The organism is Rhizobium binae (genome assembly GCF_017357225.1).
Classification (GTDB): domain Bacteria; phylum Pseudomonadota; class Alphaproteobacteria; order Rhizobiales; family Rhizobiaceae; genus Rhizobium; species Rhizobium binae.
Map to the genome: position 1 here is coordinate 3327306 of NZ_CP071604.1, position 19524 is coordinate 3346829.

18 protein-coding genes and 1 pseudogene are annotated in these 19524 nt (G+C 62.1%); 10 read left to right on the plus strand and 9 right to left on the minus strand.

Annotated elements, in window-relative coordinates; translation table 11 throughout:
* The first annotated feature begins 221 nt into the window (after positions 1–221).
* Both xdhB and xdhC read left to right on the plus strand, forming a co-directional pair.
* Positions 222–2561: a xanthine dehydrogenase molybdopterin binding subunit gene (xdhB, locus tag J2J99_RS16360; RefSeq protein WP_168300590.1), complete on the plus strand. Its 2340-nt coding sequence runs from the start codon at positions 222–224 to the stop codon at positions 2559–2561.
* Between the two features lie 120 nt (positions 2562–2681).
* The gene (gene xdhC / locus J2J99_RS16365) at positions 2682–3494 is read left to right on the plus strand and encodes a xanthine dehydrogenase accessory protein XdhC (RefSeq protein WP_168300589.1); all 813 of its coding nucleotides are present in this window, start codon (positions 2682–2684) and stop codon (positions 3492–3494) included.
* Here the strand turns inward: xdhC and J2J99_RS16370 are convergent.
* Entirely contained in the window at positions 3470–3664 is a 195-nt protein-coding gene (locus J2J99_RS16370) for a hypothetical protein (protein WP_168300588.1), read from the minus strand. The two genes, xdhC and J2J99_RS16370, sit on opposite strands and share 25 nt — an antisense overlap.
* A gap of 101 nt (positions 3665–3765) precedes the next feature.
* Here J2J99_RS16370 and J2J99_RS16375 point away from each other — a divergent pair, with 101 nt between their 5' ends.
* Positions 3766–4662, plus strand: a complete 897-nt coding sequence (locus J2J99_RS16375) for a LysR substrate-binding domain-containing protein (RefSeq protein ID WP_168300587.1) — start codon at positions 3766–3768, stop codon at positions 4660–4662.
* 55 nt (positions 4663–4717) lie between these two features.
* Here the strand turns inward: J2J99_RS16375 and J2J99_RS16380 are convergent, their stop codons facing one another.
* Positions 4718–5050 (minus strand): hypothetical protein, encoded by a 333-nt coding sequence (locus tag J2J99_RS16380; RefSeq protein ID WP_168300586.1) that lies wholly within the window; start codon positions 5048–5050, stop codon positions 4718–4720.
* A 162-nt stretch (positions 5051–5212) separates the two neighbouring features.
* Positions 5213–5838 (minus strand): annotated as a pseudogene (locus J2J99_RS16385) (Type 1 glutamine amidotransferase-like domain-containing protein).
* A 125-nt stretch (positions 5839–5963) separates the two neighbouring features.
* Between J2J99_RS16385 and J2J99_RS16390 the strand changes: the two are divergent.
* From J2J99_RS16390 to J2J99_RS16400, 3 genes are all read left to right on the plus strand, one after another.
* On the plus strand, positions 5964–7202 hold the full coding sequence (locus tag J2J99_RS16390) for a urate hydroxylase PuuD (protein ID WP_168300585.1): 1239 nt from the start codon (positions 5964–5966) through the stop codon (positions 7200–7202).
* Complete coding sequence (guaD, locus tag J2J99_RS16395) at positions 7199–8533, plus strand: guanine deaminase (RefSeq protein ID WP_168300584.1); 1335 nt, start codon at positions 7199–7201, stop codon at positions 8531–8533. Before J2J99_RS16390 ends, guaD begins: the two co-directional genes overlap by 4 nt.
* 84 nt (positions 8534–8617) lie before the next feature.
* Entirely contained in the window at positions 8618–9760 is a 1143-nt protein-coding gene (locus J2J99_RS16400) for an alpha-hydroxy acid oxidase (RefSeq protein WP_168300583.1), read from the plus strand.
* A 73-nt stretch (positions 9761–9833) separates the two neighbouring features.
* Here J2J99_RS16400 and J2J99_RS16405 read toward each other — a convergent pair whose 3' ends face one another.
* The 3 genes from J2J99_RS16405 to J2J99_RS16415 are packed head-to-tail and all read right to left on the minus strand — an operon-like array spanning position 9834 to position 13395.
* Complete coding sequence (locus J2J99_RS16405) at positions 9834–10274, minus strand: hypothetical protein (protein WP_168300582.1); 441 nt, start codon at positions 10272–10274, stop codon at positions 9834–9836.
* Complete coding sequence (locus J2J99_RS16410; RefSeq protein ID WP_168300581.1) at positions 10274–11599, minus strand: phosphatase PAP2/dual specificity phosphatase family protein; 1326 nt, start codon at positions 11597–11599, stop codon at positions 10274–10276. Before J2J99_RS16410 ends, J2J99_RS16405 begins: the two co-directional genes overlap by 1 nt.
* 11 nt (positions 11600–11610) lie before the next feature.
* The gene (locus J2J99_RS16415) at positions 11611–13395 is read right to left on the minus strand and encodes a bifunctional alpha/beta hydrolase/class I SAM-dependent methyltransferase (protein WP_168300580.1); all 1785 of its coding nucleotides are present in this window, start codon (positions 13393–13395) and stop codon (positions 11611–11613) included.
* Positions 13396–13595: 200 nt separating this feature from the next.
* Between J2J99_RS16415 and J2J99_RS16420 the strand changes: the two genes are divergently transcribed.
* The 4 genes from J2J99_RS16420 to J2J99_RS16435 all read left to right on the plus strand — a co-directional run bounded on the left by J2J99_RS16420 (position 13596) and on the right by J2J99_RS16435 (position 17902).
* Positions 13596–14207 (plus strand): CDP-alcohol phosphatidyltransferase family protein, encoded by a 612-nt coding sequence (locus J2J99_RS16420; protein ID WP_168300579.1) that lies wholly within the window; start codon positions 13596–13598, stop codon positions 14205–14207.
* 184 nt (positions 14208–14391) lie between these two features.
* Positions 14392–15531 carry a PspA/IM30 family protein gene (locus J2J99_RS16425; RefSeq protein ID WP_246735417.1) on the plus strand — a complete coding sequence of 380 codons (1140 nt, stop codon included), beginning with the start codon at positions 14392–14394 and terminating at the stop codon, positions 15529–15531.
* A 5-nt stretch (positions 15532–15536) separates the two neighbouring features.
* On the plus strand, positions 15537–16184 hold the full coding sequence (locus J2J99_RS16430) for an OB-fold-containig protein (RefSeq protein ID WP_168300577.1): 648 nt from the start codon (positions 15537–15539) through the stop codon (positions 16182–16184).
* Positions 16181–17902, plus strand: coding sequence for a flotillin family protein (locus J2J99_RS16435; RefSeq protein ID WP_168300576.1), 1722 nt, complete (start codon positions 16181–16183; stop codon positions 17900–17902). The genes J2J99_RS16430 and J2J99_RS16435 overlap by 4 nt, the downstream gene beginning before the upstream one ends.
* 27 nt (positions 17903–17929) lie before the next feature.
* Here J2J99_RS16435 and J2J99_RS16440 read toward each other — a convergent pair whose 3' ends face one another.
* The 3 genes from J2J99_RS16440 to J2J99_RS16450 are packed head-to-tail and all read right to left on the minus strand — an operon-like array spanning position 17930 to position 19524.
* Positions 17930–18670: a metallophosphoesterase family protein gene (locus J2J99_RS16440; protein WP_168300575.1), complete on the minus strand. Its 741-nt coding sequence runs from the start codon at positions 18668–18670 to the stop codon at positions 17930–17932.
* A complete protein-coding gene (uraH, locus tag J2J99_RS16445; protein WP_168300574.1) occupies positions 18671–19027 on the minus strand; it encodes a hydroxyisourate hydrolase in 357 nt (118 codons plus the stop codon).
* Positions 19024–19524, minus strand: coding sequence for an ureidoglycolate lyase (locus J2J99_RS16450; RefSeq protein ID WP_168300573.1), 501 nt, complete (start codon positions 19522–19524; stop codon positions 19024–19026). Before J2J99_RS16450 ends, uraH begins: the two co-directional genes overlap by 4 nt.

Consider the following 19524-nt stretch of genomic DNA (forward strand, 5'->3'; position numbering starts at 1 on the left):
GAGACCGCTCACGTTCGCGCAAGCCAACCCCCTCATCCGGCTCATCCGGCTGCCGCCACCTTCTCCCTGCTGGGGAGAAGAGACAACACGCCGCGTCTCGACCCTCTCTTCTCCCCAGCGGAGAGAAGGTGCCCGATAGGGCGGATGAGAGGGGCGAGCGGCGCTGAGCCGCGAGCGCCCGGAGCATCTGCGACGGGCAATCTTACGGAAGGGAGACGCTAATGGACAAGTCCACCTTCGAAGACCGCAAAGTCGTCATCTCAGGCCCGGTGCACGGTTCGCTGCGCCATGACTCAGCGCATAAACATGTCACCGGAAGTGCCGATTATATCGATGATATTCCCGAACCCGCCGGCCTGCTGCACGGCGCGCTCGGCCTTTCCGACCGGGCGCATGCCGAAATCATAAGCATCGATCTTTCCGCGGTCGCCGCCTATCCCGGCGTCGTCTGGGTTTTCACCGGCAAGGACGTGCCCGGCGTCAACGACACGAGTTCCAACGGCAGCCATGACGAGCCGCTGCTCGCCGAAACCTTGGTTCAGTTCCACGGCCAGCCGATTTTTGCCGTCATCGCCGAGACGCGCGACGCGGCGCGGCGCGCCGCCCGGCTGGCGAAGATCGACTATCGCGACCTCACGCACTGGCACGATATTGACGGCGCGCTTGCCAATGGCGGCCCGCTGGTCATCACCCCGATGACGCTCCAGCGCGGCGAGCCGGAAGCGGAAATGCCGAATGCGGCCATGAGGCTGAAGGGGCAGATGCGCATCGGCGGTCAGGAGCATTTCTATCTCGAAGGCCATGTCGCCGTGGCCATTCCCGGAGAGGACGACGAGGTCACCGTCTGGTCCTCGACCCAGCACCCGAGCGAAATCCAGCACATTGTCGGCCATGTGCTCGATATCCCGTCAAACGCGGTCACCGTCAATGTGCGCCGCATGGGCGGCGGCTTCGGTGGCAAGGAAACGCAGGGCAATCAGTTCGCAGCCCTTGCGGCGATCGCCGCCAAGAAGCTCGACCGTGCGATTAAATTCCGCCCGGACCGCGACGAGGATATGACCGCCACCGGCAAGCGCCATGATTTCCTGGTCGATTACGAAGTGGGTTTCGATGCCGAAGGCCGCATCCACGCGGTCGACGCAACCTATTCGGCGCGCTGCGGCTTCTCCTCGGATCTGTCGGGACCGGTGACCGACCGCGCCCTCTTTCATGCCGATTCCAGCTATTTCTATCCGCATGTGCATCTCCAGTCGAAACCGCTGAAAACCCACACCGTCTCCAACACCGCCTTCCGCGGCTTCGGCGGACCGCAGGGCATGCTCGGTGCCGAGCGTCTCATCGAGGAAATCGCTTACGCCCTCGGCAAGGATCCGCTCGATATCCGCAAGCTGAATTTCTACGGCCAGCCGGGCTCGGGACGGACGCTGACGCCCTACCATCAGGAGGTCGAGGACAATATCATTGCCCGCGTCGTCGAAGAGCTGGAGGATACGTCAGACTACCGGGCGCGGCGCAATGCCATCATCGGCTTCAACCGCGACAGCCGCTATATCAAGAAGGGCATCGCCCTGACGCCGGTCAAATTCGGCATCTCCTTTACCATGACCGCCTTCAACCAAGCCGGCGCCCTGGTCCATATCTATCAGGACGGCTCGATCCATCTGAACCACGGCGGCACGGAAATGGGCCAGGGCCTCTACACCAAGGTGGCGCAGGTGCTGGCCGACAGCTTCCAGGTCGATATCGACCGCGTGAAGATCACCGCGACGACGACGGCCAAGGTGCCGAACACCTCGGCAACTGCCGCCTCCTCCGGCTCGGATCTGAACGGCATGGCGGCCTTCGATGCCGCCCGCCAGATCAAGGAACGTCTCACGACCTTCGCCGCCGACAAATGGGAAGTGGCGCCTTCCGACGTCGTCTTCCTGCCCAATCGCGTGCGCGTCGGCGAGAGCGAGATTCCCTTTTCCGATTTCATCAAGCAGGCCTATTTCGCCCGCGTCCAGCTGTCGGCCGCCGGTTTCTACAAGACGCCGAAGATCCACTGGGACCGCAAGGCCGGCCGCGGCACACCCTTCTATTATTTCGCCTATGGCGCCGCCTGCACCGAGGTTTCGATCGACACACTGACCGGCGAATATCTGATCGACCGCACCGACATTCTCCACGACGTCGGCCGCTCGTTGAACCCGGCAATCGACCTCGGCCAGGTCGAGGGCGCCTTCGTGCAAGGCATGGGCTGGCTGACGACGGAAGAACTATGGTGGGACGACAAGGGGCGGCTGCGCACCCATGCACCCTCCACCTACAAGATCCCCCTCGCCTCCGACCGCCCGAAGATCTTCAATGTGCGGCTTGCCGAATGGTCGGAGAACGCGGAAGCCACCATCGGCCGCTCCAAGGCCGTCGGCGAACCGCCCTTCATGCTGGCGATCTCGGTGCTGGAAGCGCTGTCGATGGCGGTGGCGAGCGTGGCCGATTACAAGGTCTGCCCAAGGCTCGATGCGCCGGCGACGCCAGAGCGGGTGCTGATGGCGGTGGAGCGGATGAAGCGGGTGTAGGATGGGAAGGCGTCCGGCTGGCTTGTTGCTCGAGCGGAACCGGCAGAGTGGGCGACACCCCCCTCTGTCCTGCCGGACAGAGGGGGGTGAGACACGCGCGAGCGCGTCTGCCATCCTCCCATGACCAACCTTTCCACCTTCCTCGCCGCCCACCCCGACAGCATCCTCGTCGACATCACCGGCACCCAGGGCTCCACCCCGCGTGAAACCGGCACCTTCATGCTCGTCTCTCAAACCGCTTTATGGGGCACGATCGGCGGCGGGCAGTTCGAATTCATGGCGATCGCAAATGCCCGGGAGATGCTGGCGGGAACCGGCGGCGCAGCCACCATGGATATTCCGCTCGGCCCCGAAATCGGTCAGTGCTGCGGCGGGCGCACGCAACTGCGGTTTCGGCGGTTGACGCAGGCGCTAACGGATGAGCTCAAGGCAAGGGTTGCAGGCGAGATTGAGCGCCTGCCGGAGGTCTTTCTCTTTGGAGCGGGCCATGTCGGCCGGGCGCTGGCGGCAGCCCTTGCGCCGCTGCCGCTGTCGGTGACGGTCGTCGAAACCAGGCAGGAGGAATTGACCAATCTGCCGGCTGCGATGAAGACCCGGCTGGTGCCGATGCCGGAAGTGCTGGTGAAGGATATTTCGGCCGGTGGCGCGGTCGTCATCCTGACGCATGACCACGCGCTGGACTTTCTCATCGCCCGTGAAGCGCTGGCACGGGAAGATCTCGCCTATACCGGCATGATCGGTTCGGCGACCAAACGCGCCACCCTGGCAAGCTGGCTTTCCCGCGAAGGCGGCGAACGGGGCTGGATGGAGCGATTGACGCTGCCGATCGGCGGCTCGGCGGTCAGGGACAAACGCCCGGAGGTGATCGCCGCAATGACCGCCGCCGAAATCCTGACGGCGCTGGCGGCCTATCGCTTGCAGGCGTCCTCGTAATACGGCTCGCGTCCATCAAGGAAACCAAGATCGCGCTTGACGCGATCAGGCGCAGCATCGAGATCGAGGCGAGGCAGCCGGCAGAACCAACCGACCAGCCGTCCGGTAAGACGCTTGAGCACGCCAATGTTCGGCTGCGAGCGCTTCTCGTCGATAGCAAAGCAATCCATGACGTCACCTCATCAGTTTGATGGTATGAGTTGCAGTTTGCCGCCGAAAATGCTGCAATTCCAATCGAACGACCGTCTGCCTGCATCAAGAGAGCTTATCCATGAAACTGTCGAAGCAATTTCCGCTGAATGCTCTGCGCGTCTTCGAGGCCGCCGCCCGGCTCGGCAGTTTCACCAAGGCGGGCGATGAACTCGGCATGACGCAGACGGCCGTTAGCTACCAGATCAAACTGCTGGAGGAGAATGTCGGCGAGCCGCTCTTCCTGCGCCGCCCCCGCCAGATCGTGCTGACGGAGACCGGCGAACGGCTGGCGCCGAAGGTGACCGAAGCCTTCGCGATGCTGCACGACGCCATGGCGACGGCGCGCGACAGCGTCGACGGCACGCTCGCCATCAGCTCGACCCATACTTTCGCATCGAAATGGCTGGCGCCGCGCCTCGGCTCTTTCCATTTGAAGCATCCGGCCATCGCCGTGCGCTTTCAGGCGACCTCTGATATCATCGATTTTTCCCGCGAGCAGATCGATGTCGCCATCCGCTGGGGCGACGGCAACTGGCCAGGGCTGACCCTGCACCGGCTGATGGGGCTGGAGTTCACCCCGATGCTGAGCCCGAAGCTGGCGGAATCGGCCGGCGGCATCAGGGAACCGCGCGATCTGCTGAAATTCGATCTCTTCGATGCCGGCGACATCTGGTGGAAACAATGGTTCGAGGCAGCCGGCGTCACCGAGACGGATCTCGATCGCCGCCCGCGCAATCAGCTCGGCTCCCAGGCGGTGGAAGCCGACGCGGCGATGTCAGGACATGGCGTCGCCATCCTCAACCCGGCCTTCTATGCGGCCGAGATCGCCCTCGGTCGGCTCTACCAGCCCTTCGAGCTGACCCGCAGCGACGGCAAGGCTTACTGGCTAGCCTATCCCGAAAACCGCCGCAACGTGCCGAAGATCAAGGCCTTCCGCAACTGGATCCTCGAAGAGATGAAGGTGGCCGGTCAGTAGATCATCATGGATTGGACCCGGTTCATCAGCCGGGTCCACTGTTATGATACTCGTCTCAATACCCCATCTCCGGCGCATAAAAACAGCGCGGCGTATCCTCGTTCGGAAACAGACAGAGATGATAGTCGTTGTCGCCGGATTGCATCGCCTTCGTTATTGGCAGGAGGAAGACATGCGCATGCGTGACCAGCCGGTGGTCACCCGGCAGCAACGTTACGCGATATCCGCCCGGCGTCACCGCCACGCTTTTCGAAGGGATCATCTGGCAGTCGCCATTATGACTGTCGCCGTTGCAACAATAGGGGTCATAACTCCACCCTGAGGGTGCGTCGTGAGCCGTCGCCAGCGACGCATATGCAATCATCACACACGTCAGAATGCTGCGCATGGCATCTTCTCCGTCGATGAATGCGCCGCCGCTGATCCACTATTCTTATTTCATTCCGGCGGGCTCAAACATAACTGTAATCGAATCGTCATGGTTTCAAGACCTGCTGCATTAGCAGGCCGGGTATAAGCCGGAGATAATGCACAGCCTTCTCGGCAGCTTTTAGGCACGGGACAGCAGATCGACGATGCGGACACGATCGGCAGCTTCGACAAAACCGTCGGAAATGATCAGCGGAGCGCCGAAGACTTCGACGAGCCCATTGCCGACGATCCGGCCTTCGCCGTCCCGGCACGCGACAATCGGATTAGCCGTGGTCTCACTGTAGCGCAGCAGTGCGGGGAAATAGCCGGGGTCGTCGTTCAGATGCGGAAAGAACTCGAAGGGCACCAGATCGAGAGCCGCGCCATCCCGATCGGCATCCGGCGAACCGCCGGAAAACAGCGCGTCGGCGGCGATCGTCGGCGTCATCAAAATCGCCCCGGCGCTGGTTCCGACGAGTATGCCGTCATCCAGCGCCCAGGCGCGCAGCCTCTCCAGCATGCCGCTTTGGCGCAGCCGTCTCAGGAAATCGCCGGTGTGGCCGCCCGTCAGATGAATGGCATTGCAGGAAAACAGCCGGCCGATCTCCTCGTCGCCGGAAAGCGCATCGAAATCGACGAAGAGATCGAGAGAAAGCCCATAGTTGAAATAATACTGCCGTTTTTCATCGAAGAACTCGCGCCGCGGCTCCGGAGCCGAGGCGCGTTTTCGGCGATGAGCTGATCGCTGTATAGCGCGGTGATCATGTCATTCCTCCCCGGAGTTCACCGCCATTACCGAAATCGGCGTCCTGTGCGGTTCTTCAATCTCCTCTTCCCTCTCCGCCAAAATTTCCGCAATGTCGCGAGTCGGAGGAAGTTAGGGGAATTCGATGTATGAATATGCCATAGCATGGGAATGGCTGGCTTTCGCGGCACGCTGGTTCCATGTCATCACTGCGATCGCCTGGATCGGATCGTCCTTTTATTTCATCGCGCTCGATCTCGGACTGGTGAAACGCCCGCATCTGCCGCCCGGCGCCTATGGCGAGGAATGGCAGGTCCATGGCGGCGGCTTCTATCATATCCAGAAATATCTGGTGGCGCCCGCGCAAATGCCGGAGCACCTGACCTGGTTCAAATATGAGAGCTATTTTACCTGGATATCCGGCTTCCTGATGCTCTGCATCGTCTATTATGGCGGCGCCGACCTCTTCCTGATCGATCGGCATGTGCTCGATATCAGCCCGCCGGTCGCGATCCTGATCTCGCTCGCGTCGCTCGTCTTCGGCTGGATCGTCTACGACCTGCTCTGCAAGTCGCCGCTCGGCCGCAACACCTGGGGGCTGATGGCGGTGCTCTATGTCGTGCTCGTCTTCATGGCCTGGGGTTACACGCAGCTTTTCACCGGCCGCGCCGCCTTCCTGCATCTAGGCGCCTTTACCGCGACGATCATGTCGGCCAACGTCTTCATGATCATCATCCCCAACCAGAAGATCGTCGTTGCCGACCTGATCGCCGGCCGTACACCCGATCCGAAATACGGCCAGGCCGCCAAGCAGCGCTCGCTGCACAACAACTACCTGACGCTGCCCGTCATCTTCTTCATGCTGTCGAACCATTATCCGCTCGCCTTCGGCACGGCGTTCAACTGGGTGATCGCGGCGCTGGTCTTCCTGATGGGCGTCACCATCCGCCACTGGTTCAACACCACCCATGCCAGGAAAGGCCGGCCGACCTGGACCTGGATCGTCACCCTCATCCTCTTCATCCTGATTATGTGGCTTTCGACGGCGCCGAAACTGCTGACCGGCGAGAAGGATACGGCGGCGGTGGCGCCAGCCTTCCAGCAATTCGCCGGCAATCCACATTTCCCCGCCGTCAAGCAACTGGTCGCGACCCGCTGTTCCATGTGCCACGCCGCCGAACCCGTTTATGAGGGCATCGTGCGACCGCCGAAGGAGGTGATGCTCGAAAACGACGCGGAAATTGCCGCCCATGCCCGCGAGATCTATATACAGGCGGGCCGCAGCCATGCCATGCCGCCCGGCAATATCACCGATATCACGCTGGACGAACGCAAGCTGCTCGTCGCCTGGTTCGAAAGCGCAGTCGAAGGCAAGAAACAATGACGACAACACTCCTGCGCGGCCGCCTGCTGTCCTTTCATCGGGCGCCGCTCAGTCTGGCCGACAGCCAGAGTTACCTCTACGAGGAAGATGGCGGCCTGCTGATCGAAGACGGGCTGATCGCGTCGGTCGGCGCCTATGCCGACGTCCAGGCGAAGGCAGCCGCTGACGTCGTCGAGATCGACCATCGCCCGCATCTGATCCTGCCCGGCTTCATCGACATGCACCTGCATTTTCCGCAGATGCAGGTGATCGCCTCCTATGCCGCCAACCTGCTCGAATGGCTGAATACCTATACCTTTCCCGAGGAATGCCGTTTCGTCGAAAGCGCGCATGCTGAGAGGATCGCCACGCATTTCTACGACGAACTGATCCGCCATGGCACGACGACGGCGGTCGCCTATTGCTCGGTGCACAAGACCTCGGCCGACGCCTTCTTCGCCGAGGCGATGAAGCGCAACATGCGCATGGTTGGCGGCAAGGTTATGATGGACCGCAACGCGCCGCAGGGCCTGCTCGACACGCCCGAGATGGGTTATGATGAGACCCGCCAGGTGATCGCGGACTGGCACGGCAAGGGCCGCAACCACGTCGCCATCACCCCGCGCTTCGCCATCACCTCGACGCCGGCGCAGATGGAAGCCACGGGCGCCCTTGCCCGCGAATTTCCCGACCTGCACATCCAGACGCATCTGTCGGAAAATCACGACGAGATCAAATTCACCTGCGAGCTCTATCCCGAAGCGATCGACTATACCGACATCTACGCCCGCTACGGCCTGCTCGGGCCGAAAAGCCTCTTCGGCCACGCCATCCACCTCTCCGAGCGCGAAGCCGATGTCATGAGCGAGACGGGCGCCGTCGCCGTCCACTGCCCGACCTCGAACCTCTTCCTCGGCTCTGGCCTGTTTCCGCTGAAGGCGCTGGCGCGACGCGAAAAGCCGGTTCGTATCGGTGTTGCAACCGATATCGGCGGCGGCTCCAGCTATTCAATGCTGAAAACCATGGACGAGGCCTACAAGATCCAGCAGCTGCTCGGCGAACGGCTGAACCCGCTGGAAAGCTATTACTTAATGACGCGCGGCAATGCCGAGGCGCTGTCGCTGGCCGACCGGATCGGCACGCTGGACGCCGGCACTGAGGCCGATCTCGTTGTCCTCAACGCCGCCGCGACCCCGGCCATGGCGCTGAAGCTGGAAGCGGTGAAGACCCTGCCCGAAGAGCTCTTCCTTCTGCAGACGATGGGCGACGACCGGGCGGTCGCCGAAACCTATGTGGCGGGCGTCGCTTTGAAAACCGGGCTTCAGGATCGACGCAGCGACGGTAGAACGTGAATGATCTGAAACCCGTGCGCAATGTCGATGGATAGAAAGACGCGCTCTTGCTGATAGCCGAATTCAGATATGAAGGTTCAATTCATGGCCACTCCGCTCACCATCGCCGATCTGAAACAGCTCGCGCAGCGCCGCGTGCCGAAAATGTTTTTCGACTACGCGGATTCCGGCGCTTGGACGGAATCCACATATCACGCGAATGAGAGCGATTTCAGCCGGATTAAACTGCGCCAGCGGGTTTTGGTCGACATGGCCGACCGCTCGCTGGAGACGACGATGATCGGCCAGAAGGTGTCAATGCCGGTGGCCTTGGCGCCGACCGGCCTGACCGGCATGCAGCATGCCGATGGCGAGATGCTGGCGGCGCGCGCGGCGGAAGAATTCGGCGTTCCCTTCACCCTGTCGACCATGAGCATCTGCTCGATCGAGGACGTCGCATCGGTAACGACGCGCCCCTTCTGGTTCCAGCTCTACGTCATGCGGGACAAGGATTTCGTCCTCGGCCTGATCAACCGCGCCAGGGCCGCCAAATGCTCGGCGCTGGTGCTGACGGCCGACCTGCAGATCCTCGGCCAGCGTCACAAGGACCTGCGCAACGGCCTGTCGGCGCCGCCGAAATTCACGCCGAAACATGTCTGGCAGATGGCAAGCAGGCCGTTCTGGTGTCTGGATATGCTGCAGACCAAGCGCCGCACCTTCGGCAACATCATCGGCCATGCGAAAAATGTCTCCAACATCGCCTCGCTTGCCACATGGACGCATGAGCAGTTCGATCCGCGCCTTTCCTGGGCCGATGTCGCCTGGATCAAGGAGCAATGGGGCGGCCCGCTGATCATCAAGGGCGTGCTCGACCCGGAGGACGCCAGAGCAGCCGCCGATACCGGCGCCGATGCCATCGTCGTCTCCAATCACGGCGGCCGCCAGCTCGACGGCGCCCCCTCTTCGATCAGCATGCTGCCTGCAATCGTCGATGCCGTCGGCGACCGCATCGAGATCCATCTAGACGGCGGCATTCGCTCCGGTCAGGACGTGCTGAAGGCCGTGGCACTCGGAGCCAAAGGCACCTATATCGGCCGTCCCTTCCTCTACGGCCTCGGCGCCATGGGCAAAGAGGGCGTCACTCTGGCGCTCGGCATCATCCGCAAGGAGATGGACATCACCATGGCGCTCTGCGGCAAACGCGACATCAACGATGTGAACGCGTCGATCATATCGCCGCAAGGCTGAAACACAGAAATCGCCACCGGCTTAACGCGCCAATGGCCGGGCAAGCCCTGCCGGATACGCAACGGCATGCGGTTCAAGCTGGCGGCTGGCCGCTGCTCGCATTTAGCTGAAGAATCGCGAAAATCGCGAGATAGAGGACGAGCGCCAAACGCTGCTGCCAGACGATGCGGCGCGATCCGGCAATCCGCTTCTCGAGGCCACGCGGCGGCCTGTCAGGCTTGCGAAGCTGCATCCGGAACAGCAGGTCGTCGACCGCGGCAAGGCCGGCTTCCTCTGTCTCATGGCTCGCCGCGAGGCGAAACAACAGCGCATCGAAGAGAAGATGGATCGCCAGCGCAAGGACGATCCCGCAGAAAACAAGCATCAGGAGCCAACCGAGCGTTGGAGCGAAACCCCGATATCCCGCGGTGATCGGGGCGGTAATTAGCGGCAACAGCGCCGTCAGCCCGCAGAATATCGAGTTGCGGCCGAGATTTCGCGCCGCCGCGGAGGCAGCGGTTTGCCACGGCGTCATTACACGCCCTCCCTGGCAGCATGGATAGTTTCCATGGGCAGATAAACACGTCGCCCCGCGCGTTCGATCAGTTGCAACGCTTCGGCTGGGTTTTCGCAACGTCGGCTGCTGACCAGCCAACTTACGATGACGCAGGCGCTCCGCTGGAAACCGAGCGCGCAGCAGACGAGGACTGGTCCTTGGTGGCGCGCAGCTTCGATGACATCGGCCGCGGCTCGCGCCTGGATCTTGTCGAGACCTGTAAGATCGAGGGCGGGAAAGCTGCACCATCGCGCAAGCGTCCCGCTCGGGCGCTGAAGTTCGCCGGCGATATCGATCACTGTGGCAAAACGGTTGGCCTCGTGACGACGCGGAAAACGACCGAGATGGACGCCATTGGCGATCACCACGGATGCCGGCATTTTGCGTGTCCAGAGCCAAACGTTGATGGTTGCGCCGAGCCGGTAGGGTGCCAGCAGCAAGCGGCTGGCAGGCAAGGTTCGGCCATCTGCGCGTTTCAGGAATATCTGCGGGCCGGCGCCGAAATATCCGACTGCGACGATCGCCAGCGCAACGGCCGGCCAGAGCATCAGAAGTGCCGCGGCCGTCAGACGGATGCAGAGCGCGGCAAGGACGAGAAATGCCACGGCGCCACCCAGATAGTAGATGCCAAGACGGCGCGACTTTGGATCGCGGCTCAAAGTAAAATTCGCAAGAGGGGAAGTGGCGTCGCGCGGAAAAAGCCAGGCGGCAAACAGACCGAGCAGCATGCCGGTCGGGATGTCCATGACGTGATGCTGCCACGTCGTCAGCACCGAGGCTCCAATCAGGAAACACCAGACGTGCCAGAAAAGCCGCGCCCTGCGCGGCAACCGGCCGCGCAGATGATCCCAGATCACCACCAGCAGCGCGACATGCAGCGATGGCGCCTGGTTGAACGGTTTATCGAAACCGCCGAGGACGTCGAACATGAAACCGGGCAGGCCGCTGGTGGCCGGCCGTACGAAGGTTGCTTCGAGCGGAAATGCGATAAAGCAGGCGATCGCGACTATCTGGATCGTGAGATACCGCCTCGCGAGCATGTCCACATCGCGCGGCGTTGTGTTGATGAACAGGCAAAGGGCGTAGAACAGGTTAATCGACCAGTATGGAATGATCGACCATGCCAGGAACGGAATGGCGCTTTCCCATGCGAAGGCGATGTTCGGCACATGAGCGCTTTGTGAGGCCAGCCAGTTGGCGCCGCCATAGGTCAGATAGAAGAACGGCGCCAGGAAGACGAGCCAGAGCGTCGCCCGCTTCAGGACCGGCGCGGCCTGGGAAAAACGAGAACGTGCCTGTCCCAACGGCTTTGCCCTCAAATTCTTTCCGCCAGCGAGACGGTGAAAATGCCCCACTGATCGATGCGCTGTTCGATCTTGCGGAAACCGGCTGCGGCGACCAGCTGGTCCATTTCTTCTTGCGTCCGCCGCCGCATCACCCACGCCTGGCCGCCGCGGTGGGAGGTCAGGGCGCGGGCGATCATCTCCAGCTGTGGATGCCATGGCTGGTTGGTGTAGATGAGCAGGCCACCGGGCTGCATCGCGCGGGCGATCCCATTGAGCGAAGTGGTAATCATCATATTGTCGGAGAAAAGCTCGTAAAGGCCGGAGACGATTGCGAGATCCGGAGCCGGCGTGATCGCAGCCAGCCCCTCGCCGTCAAAGGCATCCTGCTGGCGAAAGCTGGCGAAATCACCCAGTCCGCGCGTGGCAATGCTGTTGCGCCCGGCTTCGACGTTGATGGGGGAATAATCCTGCAAGCGCGCACTATCGGGACGCACGGCCGCCGCCTCGATCGCATCAAGGACATAACGACCGTGGCCTGCCGCTATGTCGAGCATATGGGTGCTGCGGCCGGCTGCTTTCAGACGCTCCAGCCCGGACTCGATCAGTTCCTGCAAGTGCAGCTTGCGCTGCCTGATGCCGCGCCAGCCGATCGCCTCGAGAAACACCTTGTCGATCAACCGCCCGCCGGGACCGAGCCCCCGCGGGTTGTTCTCATAGACGTAATCGAGCGTCGAGCCGGAATCGAAACCGGTCTCGACCCCGATCTTTATGCCTTCCGACACCAGCGCGCCAAGCCTGATGTTGAGACGGCTCAGCGCCCAGTAGATGCCGCGTGAGGACGTGGCGTCCAGAGGGCTCGCGAGCCGGTCGGCCTCGTCCTTGGTATAGCCCTCGATGTGGGCGGTGCGAAGATCGGCAGGCGCCCGTGGCTCGGCGAAACGTGCATCGATAAAACGGCGGACCTCGGCGAGCGCAATCGCGCGGTCCTTCTCGCCAAGTGTGTCATGATAGAAACCGGCAAATACATGCCGCTCCTTGATGCGGCTGCCGAGGTTTACGTAGAACCGGTGCTGCGGCGCGTGTCGCACCACCCAGTCACTGCCGGAGATCAGCAGTTGGGTCGGAACCGTGATGGCACGGCCGTCATCGACGACGCGGGCTGCGGCTTCGTAAAGCTGCAACAGAATATTGGAGGCGATCGGCCGGGTGATCAACGGGTCGGCTTCAAAGGAGGCGATGCGCTCGGAATCATGCGTCAGAAACCGCGCCTTGACATAGGAATTGACGAAGAATGTCCCCTTGAGCTTTTCCCAGAGCGCAATGCCTTCCCTGGCAAAAGGCACGTAGAGCTTGACGCTGAACGCCGGTGACGCGAGCACGAGCGCACGGATTTGCGGCGCATAGTCGTGCACCCAGGTAGCGGCGAGGACCGCGCCGACGCTCTGCGCAATGACGGCAATGTCTTCGACGGCAGTACCGCTTGTCTCGCTGACATGGCGGACGAAGCAATCGAGGTCACGGACCGAAGCAGCGAAGGATGGCGAATAGCCGCGCTCTCCCGGTGAGCGCCCGTGACCGCGTGCGTCCCAGGCATAGAAGGCAAAATCATCGAGACCGAGTTCGGTGGCAAGATGCGCGACCCGGCCGCTATGCTCGTGGCCGCGATGGAGAAGAATGATCGCGCCCTTGGGTACTGCACCGGTCGCAGGCCACGTCCGATAAAACAGTCGCATGCCATCATGCGACACGAATTCGGATTCACGCATCGGCCTCGCCATCAAGGAGGGTTGCCAACTGTCGGCGGCTTGCAGCACGGTCTACTCCAGTTCTGATCGATTGATGGGTTGCAACCACTGGCGGAACAATGATTTGCATTCATTGCAAAAGTCTAGTCGCAAATGTAAGCCCTATACGAGAACCGCCATGAAGTATGGGCTTCCCGATAAGGACGACGTTCTGCACTGCCGGCACTGGGATAGATTTTTCTGATGCCACGAAACTCTACCGAGGTCGCATGTCTGTTTATCAATTGAAGTCCCGCTTTCAGAATATCCTTCGCCCTCTGGTCCGCGCGCTGGCGGCGCGAGGCGTCACCGCCAATCAGGTGACGACTGTTGCCGCGGCCGTCTCGGTTGCACTTGGCCTTTTCCTGAGCGTCGTACCGCTTCCGCAGTTGTTCCTGCTGGTGCCAGTCTGGTTTCTTCTGCGCATGGGCCTCAATGCCATTGACGGCATGCTCGCGCGCGAACATGGGCAAAAGAGCATTTTGGGCGCCTATCTCAACGAAATCGGTGATGTCGTCTCGGATGCCGCCCTGTATTTGCCGTTTGCGCTGATCGATCCGAACGGCCTGATGCCGGCAATGACAGTCATTTTCCTCTCGGTGCTGACGGAATTTGCCGGCGTTCTGGGTCAAACGGTCGGCGCCAGCCGGCGTTACGACGGGCCACTGGGAAAGAGCGACCGTGCGGTGCTTTTCGGCGCGCTCGGCATCTTCGTCGCGTTTGGCGGTACGTTTGCGGCATGGACTGTGTGGCTTTGGCCGGTCGTGGCTCTCCTTCTCGTATGGACGATCATCAACCGTATCAGCGCCGGTATCCGCGAGGCGCGCACGGCCGCCCGATAGAAAGCAAAGCCCATCTGCCGCCGGTTCGTCGCCGGCAAAGTGATCCGGGAACGGTGCCTCTTGCGAAGTGCTGGATAAATACATCTTCCGATCCCTGCCCCTCCTAACGAGAAATTAAACACAGGTTGTAATTTCCGTGCGTCGCCTCTTGAAAGCACAAAAGCGGTGCTTTATGTTTTTATCCATGGCACCGACGAGCAAGACACCGCATCCATCGCTATTGCGCTACCTGTTGGCGCCTGACGATCAGGCCCGCCAGGCGCTGGACGACACCATTGCCGCCTATCGCAGGATGATCGACATCCTCACCGAACTCATCGACGACAAGGCCGGCGCCAATCTCGTCGTCCTGCATGATCTGGGCTATGAAACCGTCCGCGAGCAGACCGGCCTGCCGGCACGGATGGTGACGCTCGGCCTTCGCGATTTCGCCGCCAATCGGGGCGTCACCCCCGAGCCGTTGCAGTTGCCGCTCGACGACAAGCTCTTCGCCATCAAAGGCCCCTCGGAATTAACCATCGCCACGGTGCACGGACGCGTTGCCGTGCCCTTCGATGTCGCCGGTTACTCCAGGGGGTGGGAGAGTATTTTTCCCGCATACCTTGTAGCGGACCACGATCGCTACGAGATTAACATCGGCGTCACGCCGAATTCCGCTCGGATGGAGGAAAACATGACGAATGAAGGCATTCTTTCACGCATGGGCCGCCTGATCGCGGGCATCGCGAATGCAGCGATCGACAAAGCGGAAGGCGTCAACAAAATCGCAGTCATCGAACAGGCGATCCGCGAGATCGATGCGGCCGCGGAGGAAGCCCGTGCCGATCTAGGGAAGGCGCGCGCCGAGGAATACCGCATCCAGAGCCGCAAGGATGAAATCGTCGAAGACATGAATGTGCTCGATGAGAAGATCCGCCTGGCGGTCTCCTCCGGGCGCGACGATCTCGCAAAGGCCGGCGTCGCCCGTCAGATCGATCTCGAATCCCAGATCGCAGCGCTCGACAAGGCGCTGGCCGATGCGAGCGAGCAGGTGGATGAGGGCCAGAAAGCCCTGCAGGCCGTGCTCGCCACCCGCCGAGAGGCTGACGCCCGCCTTGCCGATTTCAAACGCAGCATCGCCAGACATCCCGAAGAGGCGCTCACCGGTCACAACAGACCAACGCCCGGCGCCGGTGCTGCCCGCGCCGCCGCGGCCGTCTCGCGGCTCACCGGCGTTCCATCCGGCGAACACGCTCATAGTTCCGAGCTGGATGAACTCGACCGATTGCACCGCGAGCAGGCGATAGAAGCCCGCCTTGCGCGGTTCAAGGCGGATAACCGGTAACGCCGATGGGACTTTTTTTCGCTCCTGAATGCCTTCCCTTCGCGATCGCCGCCGCCGTGCTTGCCGGCCTGACCGTGATCGAGATGCTCGCGACCGTCATGGGTTTTTCGATCACCGAGCTTCTCGGAAAACCGGATTTCAACGGCCATGACGGTCTTGCCGGTTACCTCTCCTGGCTGAATGTCGGCGGCGTTCCCCTGCTCATTCTCCTAATGATGGCGCTCGGCTTCTTCGCTATTGCCGGTTTTGCCGTACAGGCGGTCGCCGGCGCCTTCTGGGCCCCGCTGCCCGCCGCTGTCGCCGTCGTTCCTGCCTTGACTGTCACCTTCCCCATGGTCAAGGCATCGAGCCGGACGGTGGCGCGGATCGTCCCGCGCGACGAAACCTACGCCGTCGATCTCGATACGCTTATCGGCCGGACCGGAGAAGTGTCGCTCGGCCCGCTCGACCAGGGACTGCCCGGCCGCATCCGGGTCAAGGACCAGCACGGGAACTGGCATGTTCTGAGAGCCAAGGCTGCCAAGGGCCAGGACTCGCTGAAGATCGGCACGCAGGTTCTCCTCGTCGATCGCAAGGCAGATGTGTTTATCGCCATTCCAGCACTGGTGGATCCCATCGGTGCAAACAATCAATCTTTCAGGGAGCAGCCATGATGTACGACATTCTTCTACCGGCCGGCATTAGCATCGTACTGATCTTCGGCATCGGCTTTGTCCTCGCCTCTCTCTACACGCGCTCCAGCCGTGACGAGGCCTATGTCCGCACCGGCCTCGGCGGTCAGAAAGTCGTGCTCGACGGCGGCTCCGTCGTCCTGCCGATCTTCCACTCGATTGCCAGGGTGAACCTGAAGACGCTGCGCCTCGAAGTCCGCCGCGGCGAAGGTGATGCGCTAATTACCAAGGACCGCATGCGCGTCGATATCGGCGCCGAATTTTATGTGCGCGTGAAACCCGACGCCTCCTCGATCGCGCTTGCCGCCCAGACGCTCGGCAGCCGCACCAACGACGCCGAGGCGCTGCGCATCCTGATCGAGGCGAAATTCGTCGACGGCCTTCGCTCGGTCGCGGCCACCATGAACCTAGACGCGTTGCAGGAGCAGCGCATGGATTTCGTCAAGGCGGTGCAGGAAGCCGTCGGCGCCGATCTGCAGTCTAACGGTCTCGAGCTCGAATCCGTGTCGCTGACGCGCCTCGACCAGACCGATATCAAGCATTTCAACGCCAACAACTTCTTCGATGCACAGGGTCTGGCGGCACTGACGCGCATCACCGAGAGCCGCAAGAAAGAGCGCAACGAGATCGTCCGCGACACCGAAGTCGCCATTGCTCAGAAGGATCTCGAGGCTCGCCAGCAGTCGCTTGCCATCGAGCGGACGAAACGCGAAGCTGAACTCAGCCAGGAGCGCGACATCGCCAACAAATCCGCGGCGACGCGCGCAGAAACCGCCCAGCAGGAGCAGGCGGCAAAACGGGCCGAGGAAGAGGCCCGCATCGCCTCCGAGCAGGCGATCGCCGAACGCGAGGCGGCCGCCAAGCAGGCCCGCGAAAGCGCGAACATCGATGCGGCGCGCGCCGTCCAGCAGCGTGATACCGAAGCCAAGCGCGACCTTCAGATCGTCGCTCAGGAAAGCGCCATCGCCGTCGCCAACAAGAGCCGCGAAGAGTCGGAGGCGAAGGCGGCCGCCGAAACGGCTCGCGCTACCGCGATCGCCGCAGAGGAAAAGGTCGGCACCGCCAAGGCGATCGAGATCGCCGAACGCGAGAAGCAGATCGCAGTCATCGACGCGCGCAAGAAAGCCGAAACCGAAGCGACTGCCGTGACCGTCGGCGCCGAGGCCGAGAAGCAGGCTGCGATCGACCAGGCGGAAGCCATCAAGACGCTCGCGACCGCCGAAGCGGACGCGGCGATCATCAAGGCCAAAGGCATTCTCGAAACCGGCCGGGCTCAAGCTGAAAGCGAGGCCCTGCTCAACGAGGCGCGCAACAAGCTCAGCCAGACCATCATCGAGTTCGAAATCACCCGCGAGCGCATCCGCATCATTCCCGAAGCGCTTGCCGAGGCGGTCAAGCCGATCGAAAAGATTTCCGACATTAGGATCTTCGACACTGGCGGCATGCTCGGCCGCGGCGGCGCGAACGGCGACAACGGCATTGGCATGGGCGACGGGCTGGCCGGCCAGCTGCTCGCCTACCAGGCCAACAAGCCGATTCTCGACAAGCTGCTGAAGGAGGCCGGCTTCGAAGGCGATAATGCGATCTCATCCCTGCTTGGCAATCTTGATGGCGCCAAGCCGGCGGCCCCACCCGTCGTTCCGGCTGCGCCCGCCGCACCGCCGCAGGCGGTTATCGCCGCTGCACCCCCGAAGGAATAATCTCCTGACGCGCGCAAACGCGGCCGGCTACCGCAGCCAGCCGGTCGCCAGCGCACTCGCCCAGTCGGGTCGGCGGTTTTCCGCCGCCAGTCTCGACATCGCAAGATTGTCATAGGCGACGTTCCGGAATTGCCACGTCCATCCCGCGGGTGTCTTTTCCAGAATAGCATAGCCGGCCAGCGGATGGCCGGCTTCGACCTTGTGGTAACAGGGCAGCGTGTCGTCATAGGCAGGGCAGCCGACGCTGCCGGGATTGACGATCAACCGGCCGTCGGAGAGGCGAACAGCGCGCGGGAGATGACTGTGGCCGCAAAGGATCAGCGGCAGGTCGATACCCTCCGCCAGCGCCTCGATTTCTTCGATCGGCTTCGGAAAAACAATGCCTTCCGGCGAGACGGACTCCAGCCAGTAGAGATCGTCGTCTTTCGGCCTTGCGTGGCAGAGATAGGCCTCGCCGCGATAGACGGCATCGACTGGCAGGCTGCGCAGCCAGTCGAAATGGGATGGCGACAATTGCTGATAGGCGGCGGCATCCGAGGCATGCATGCAGGCCGGATCCTGCTCGATCAGATAGCGGTCGTGATTGCCGCGCACCGAAGTCAGGCCGAGCGGCATCAGCAGGTCCGCCGTCCGGCCGGCCTCCAGCGGCCCGCTAAAGATATCGCCGAGATTGACGATCTCCTCGACGCCTCGGGTGCGAATGTCGGCCAGCACCGCCTCGAGCGCAAGATGGTTGCCGTGTATATCGGCGATCGCGGCAAATCTCATCTAGCTACCCCGATAGGTGGAGTAACCATAGGGTGAGATCAGCAGCGGCACATGGTAATGCGCCGTCACGTCGGCAATGCCGAAACGGATCGGTACTAGATCGAGGAAAGCCGGATGCGGCAGCGGCGTGCCGCAGGCTCTGAGATAATCGCCGGCGTGGAAAACCAGTTCATAGGTTCCCACGCGAAAACTTTCCCCGGCGAGGATCGGGCCGCCGTCGACCCGGCCGTCGGCATTGGTCTCGACTGTCTTCAGATGCCTACGGATCTCGCCCTCGAGCTGGAAAAGATCGATCCTGAGGCCTGCTGCCGGCTTGCCGAGGGCGGTGTCGAGAACATGCGTGGTCAGTCCGGTCATGGGGCTGGCTCTTTGATGACAAAGGGGGTTTCGAAGAAGAATTCCTCCAGATTGTTGCCCGGTCCGTCGCGATCGACGACCAGGAAATCGGAGGCTTGGCCAAGCGCCATCAGCGGATGATGCCAGACGTTGCGGCGGTAATTCACCCCCTGGTCCCCGCGCGCCAGAAACACCTGCGGCCGGCCGGGACGCCCGTCCTCGTCCTCGGAGACGACGACGAGGAAGGGCCGGCCGGAAACCGGCGAGAAGCTCTGACTGCCGAAAGGATGACGCTCCATCATATCGACATTATAGGGGAAGCTGCGCGGCTGGCCGCGAAAGAGATTGATGATGACGCGCGCGCCCTCACCCGCCGCCTCGGCTGCCGCCAGTGCGTGAAAGCGTTCGGTCGTGCCGCCATTGATCAGCCGCAGCGAAGCTGGATCGGCTTCGATCACCTCGCCGAAAGGGGCGAAGGCCGATCTGGTCAATGGACGGATATCGAGAAATTCGGGCAA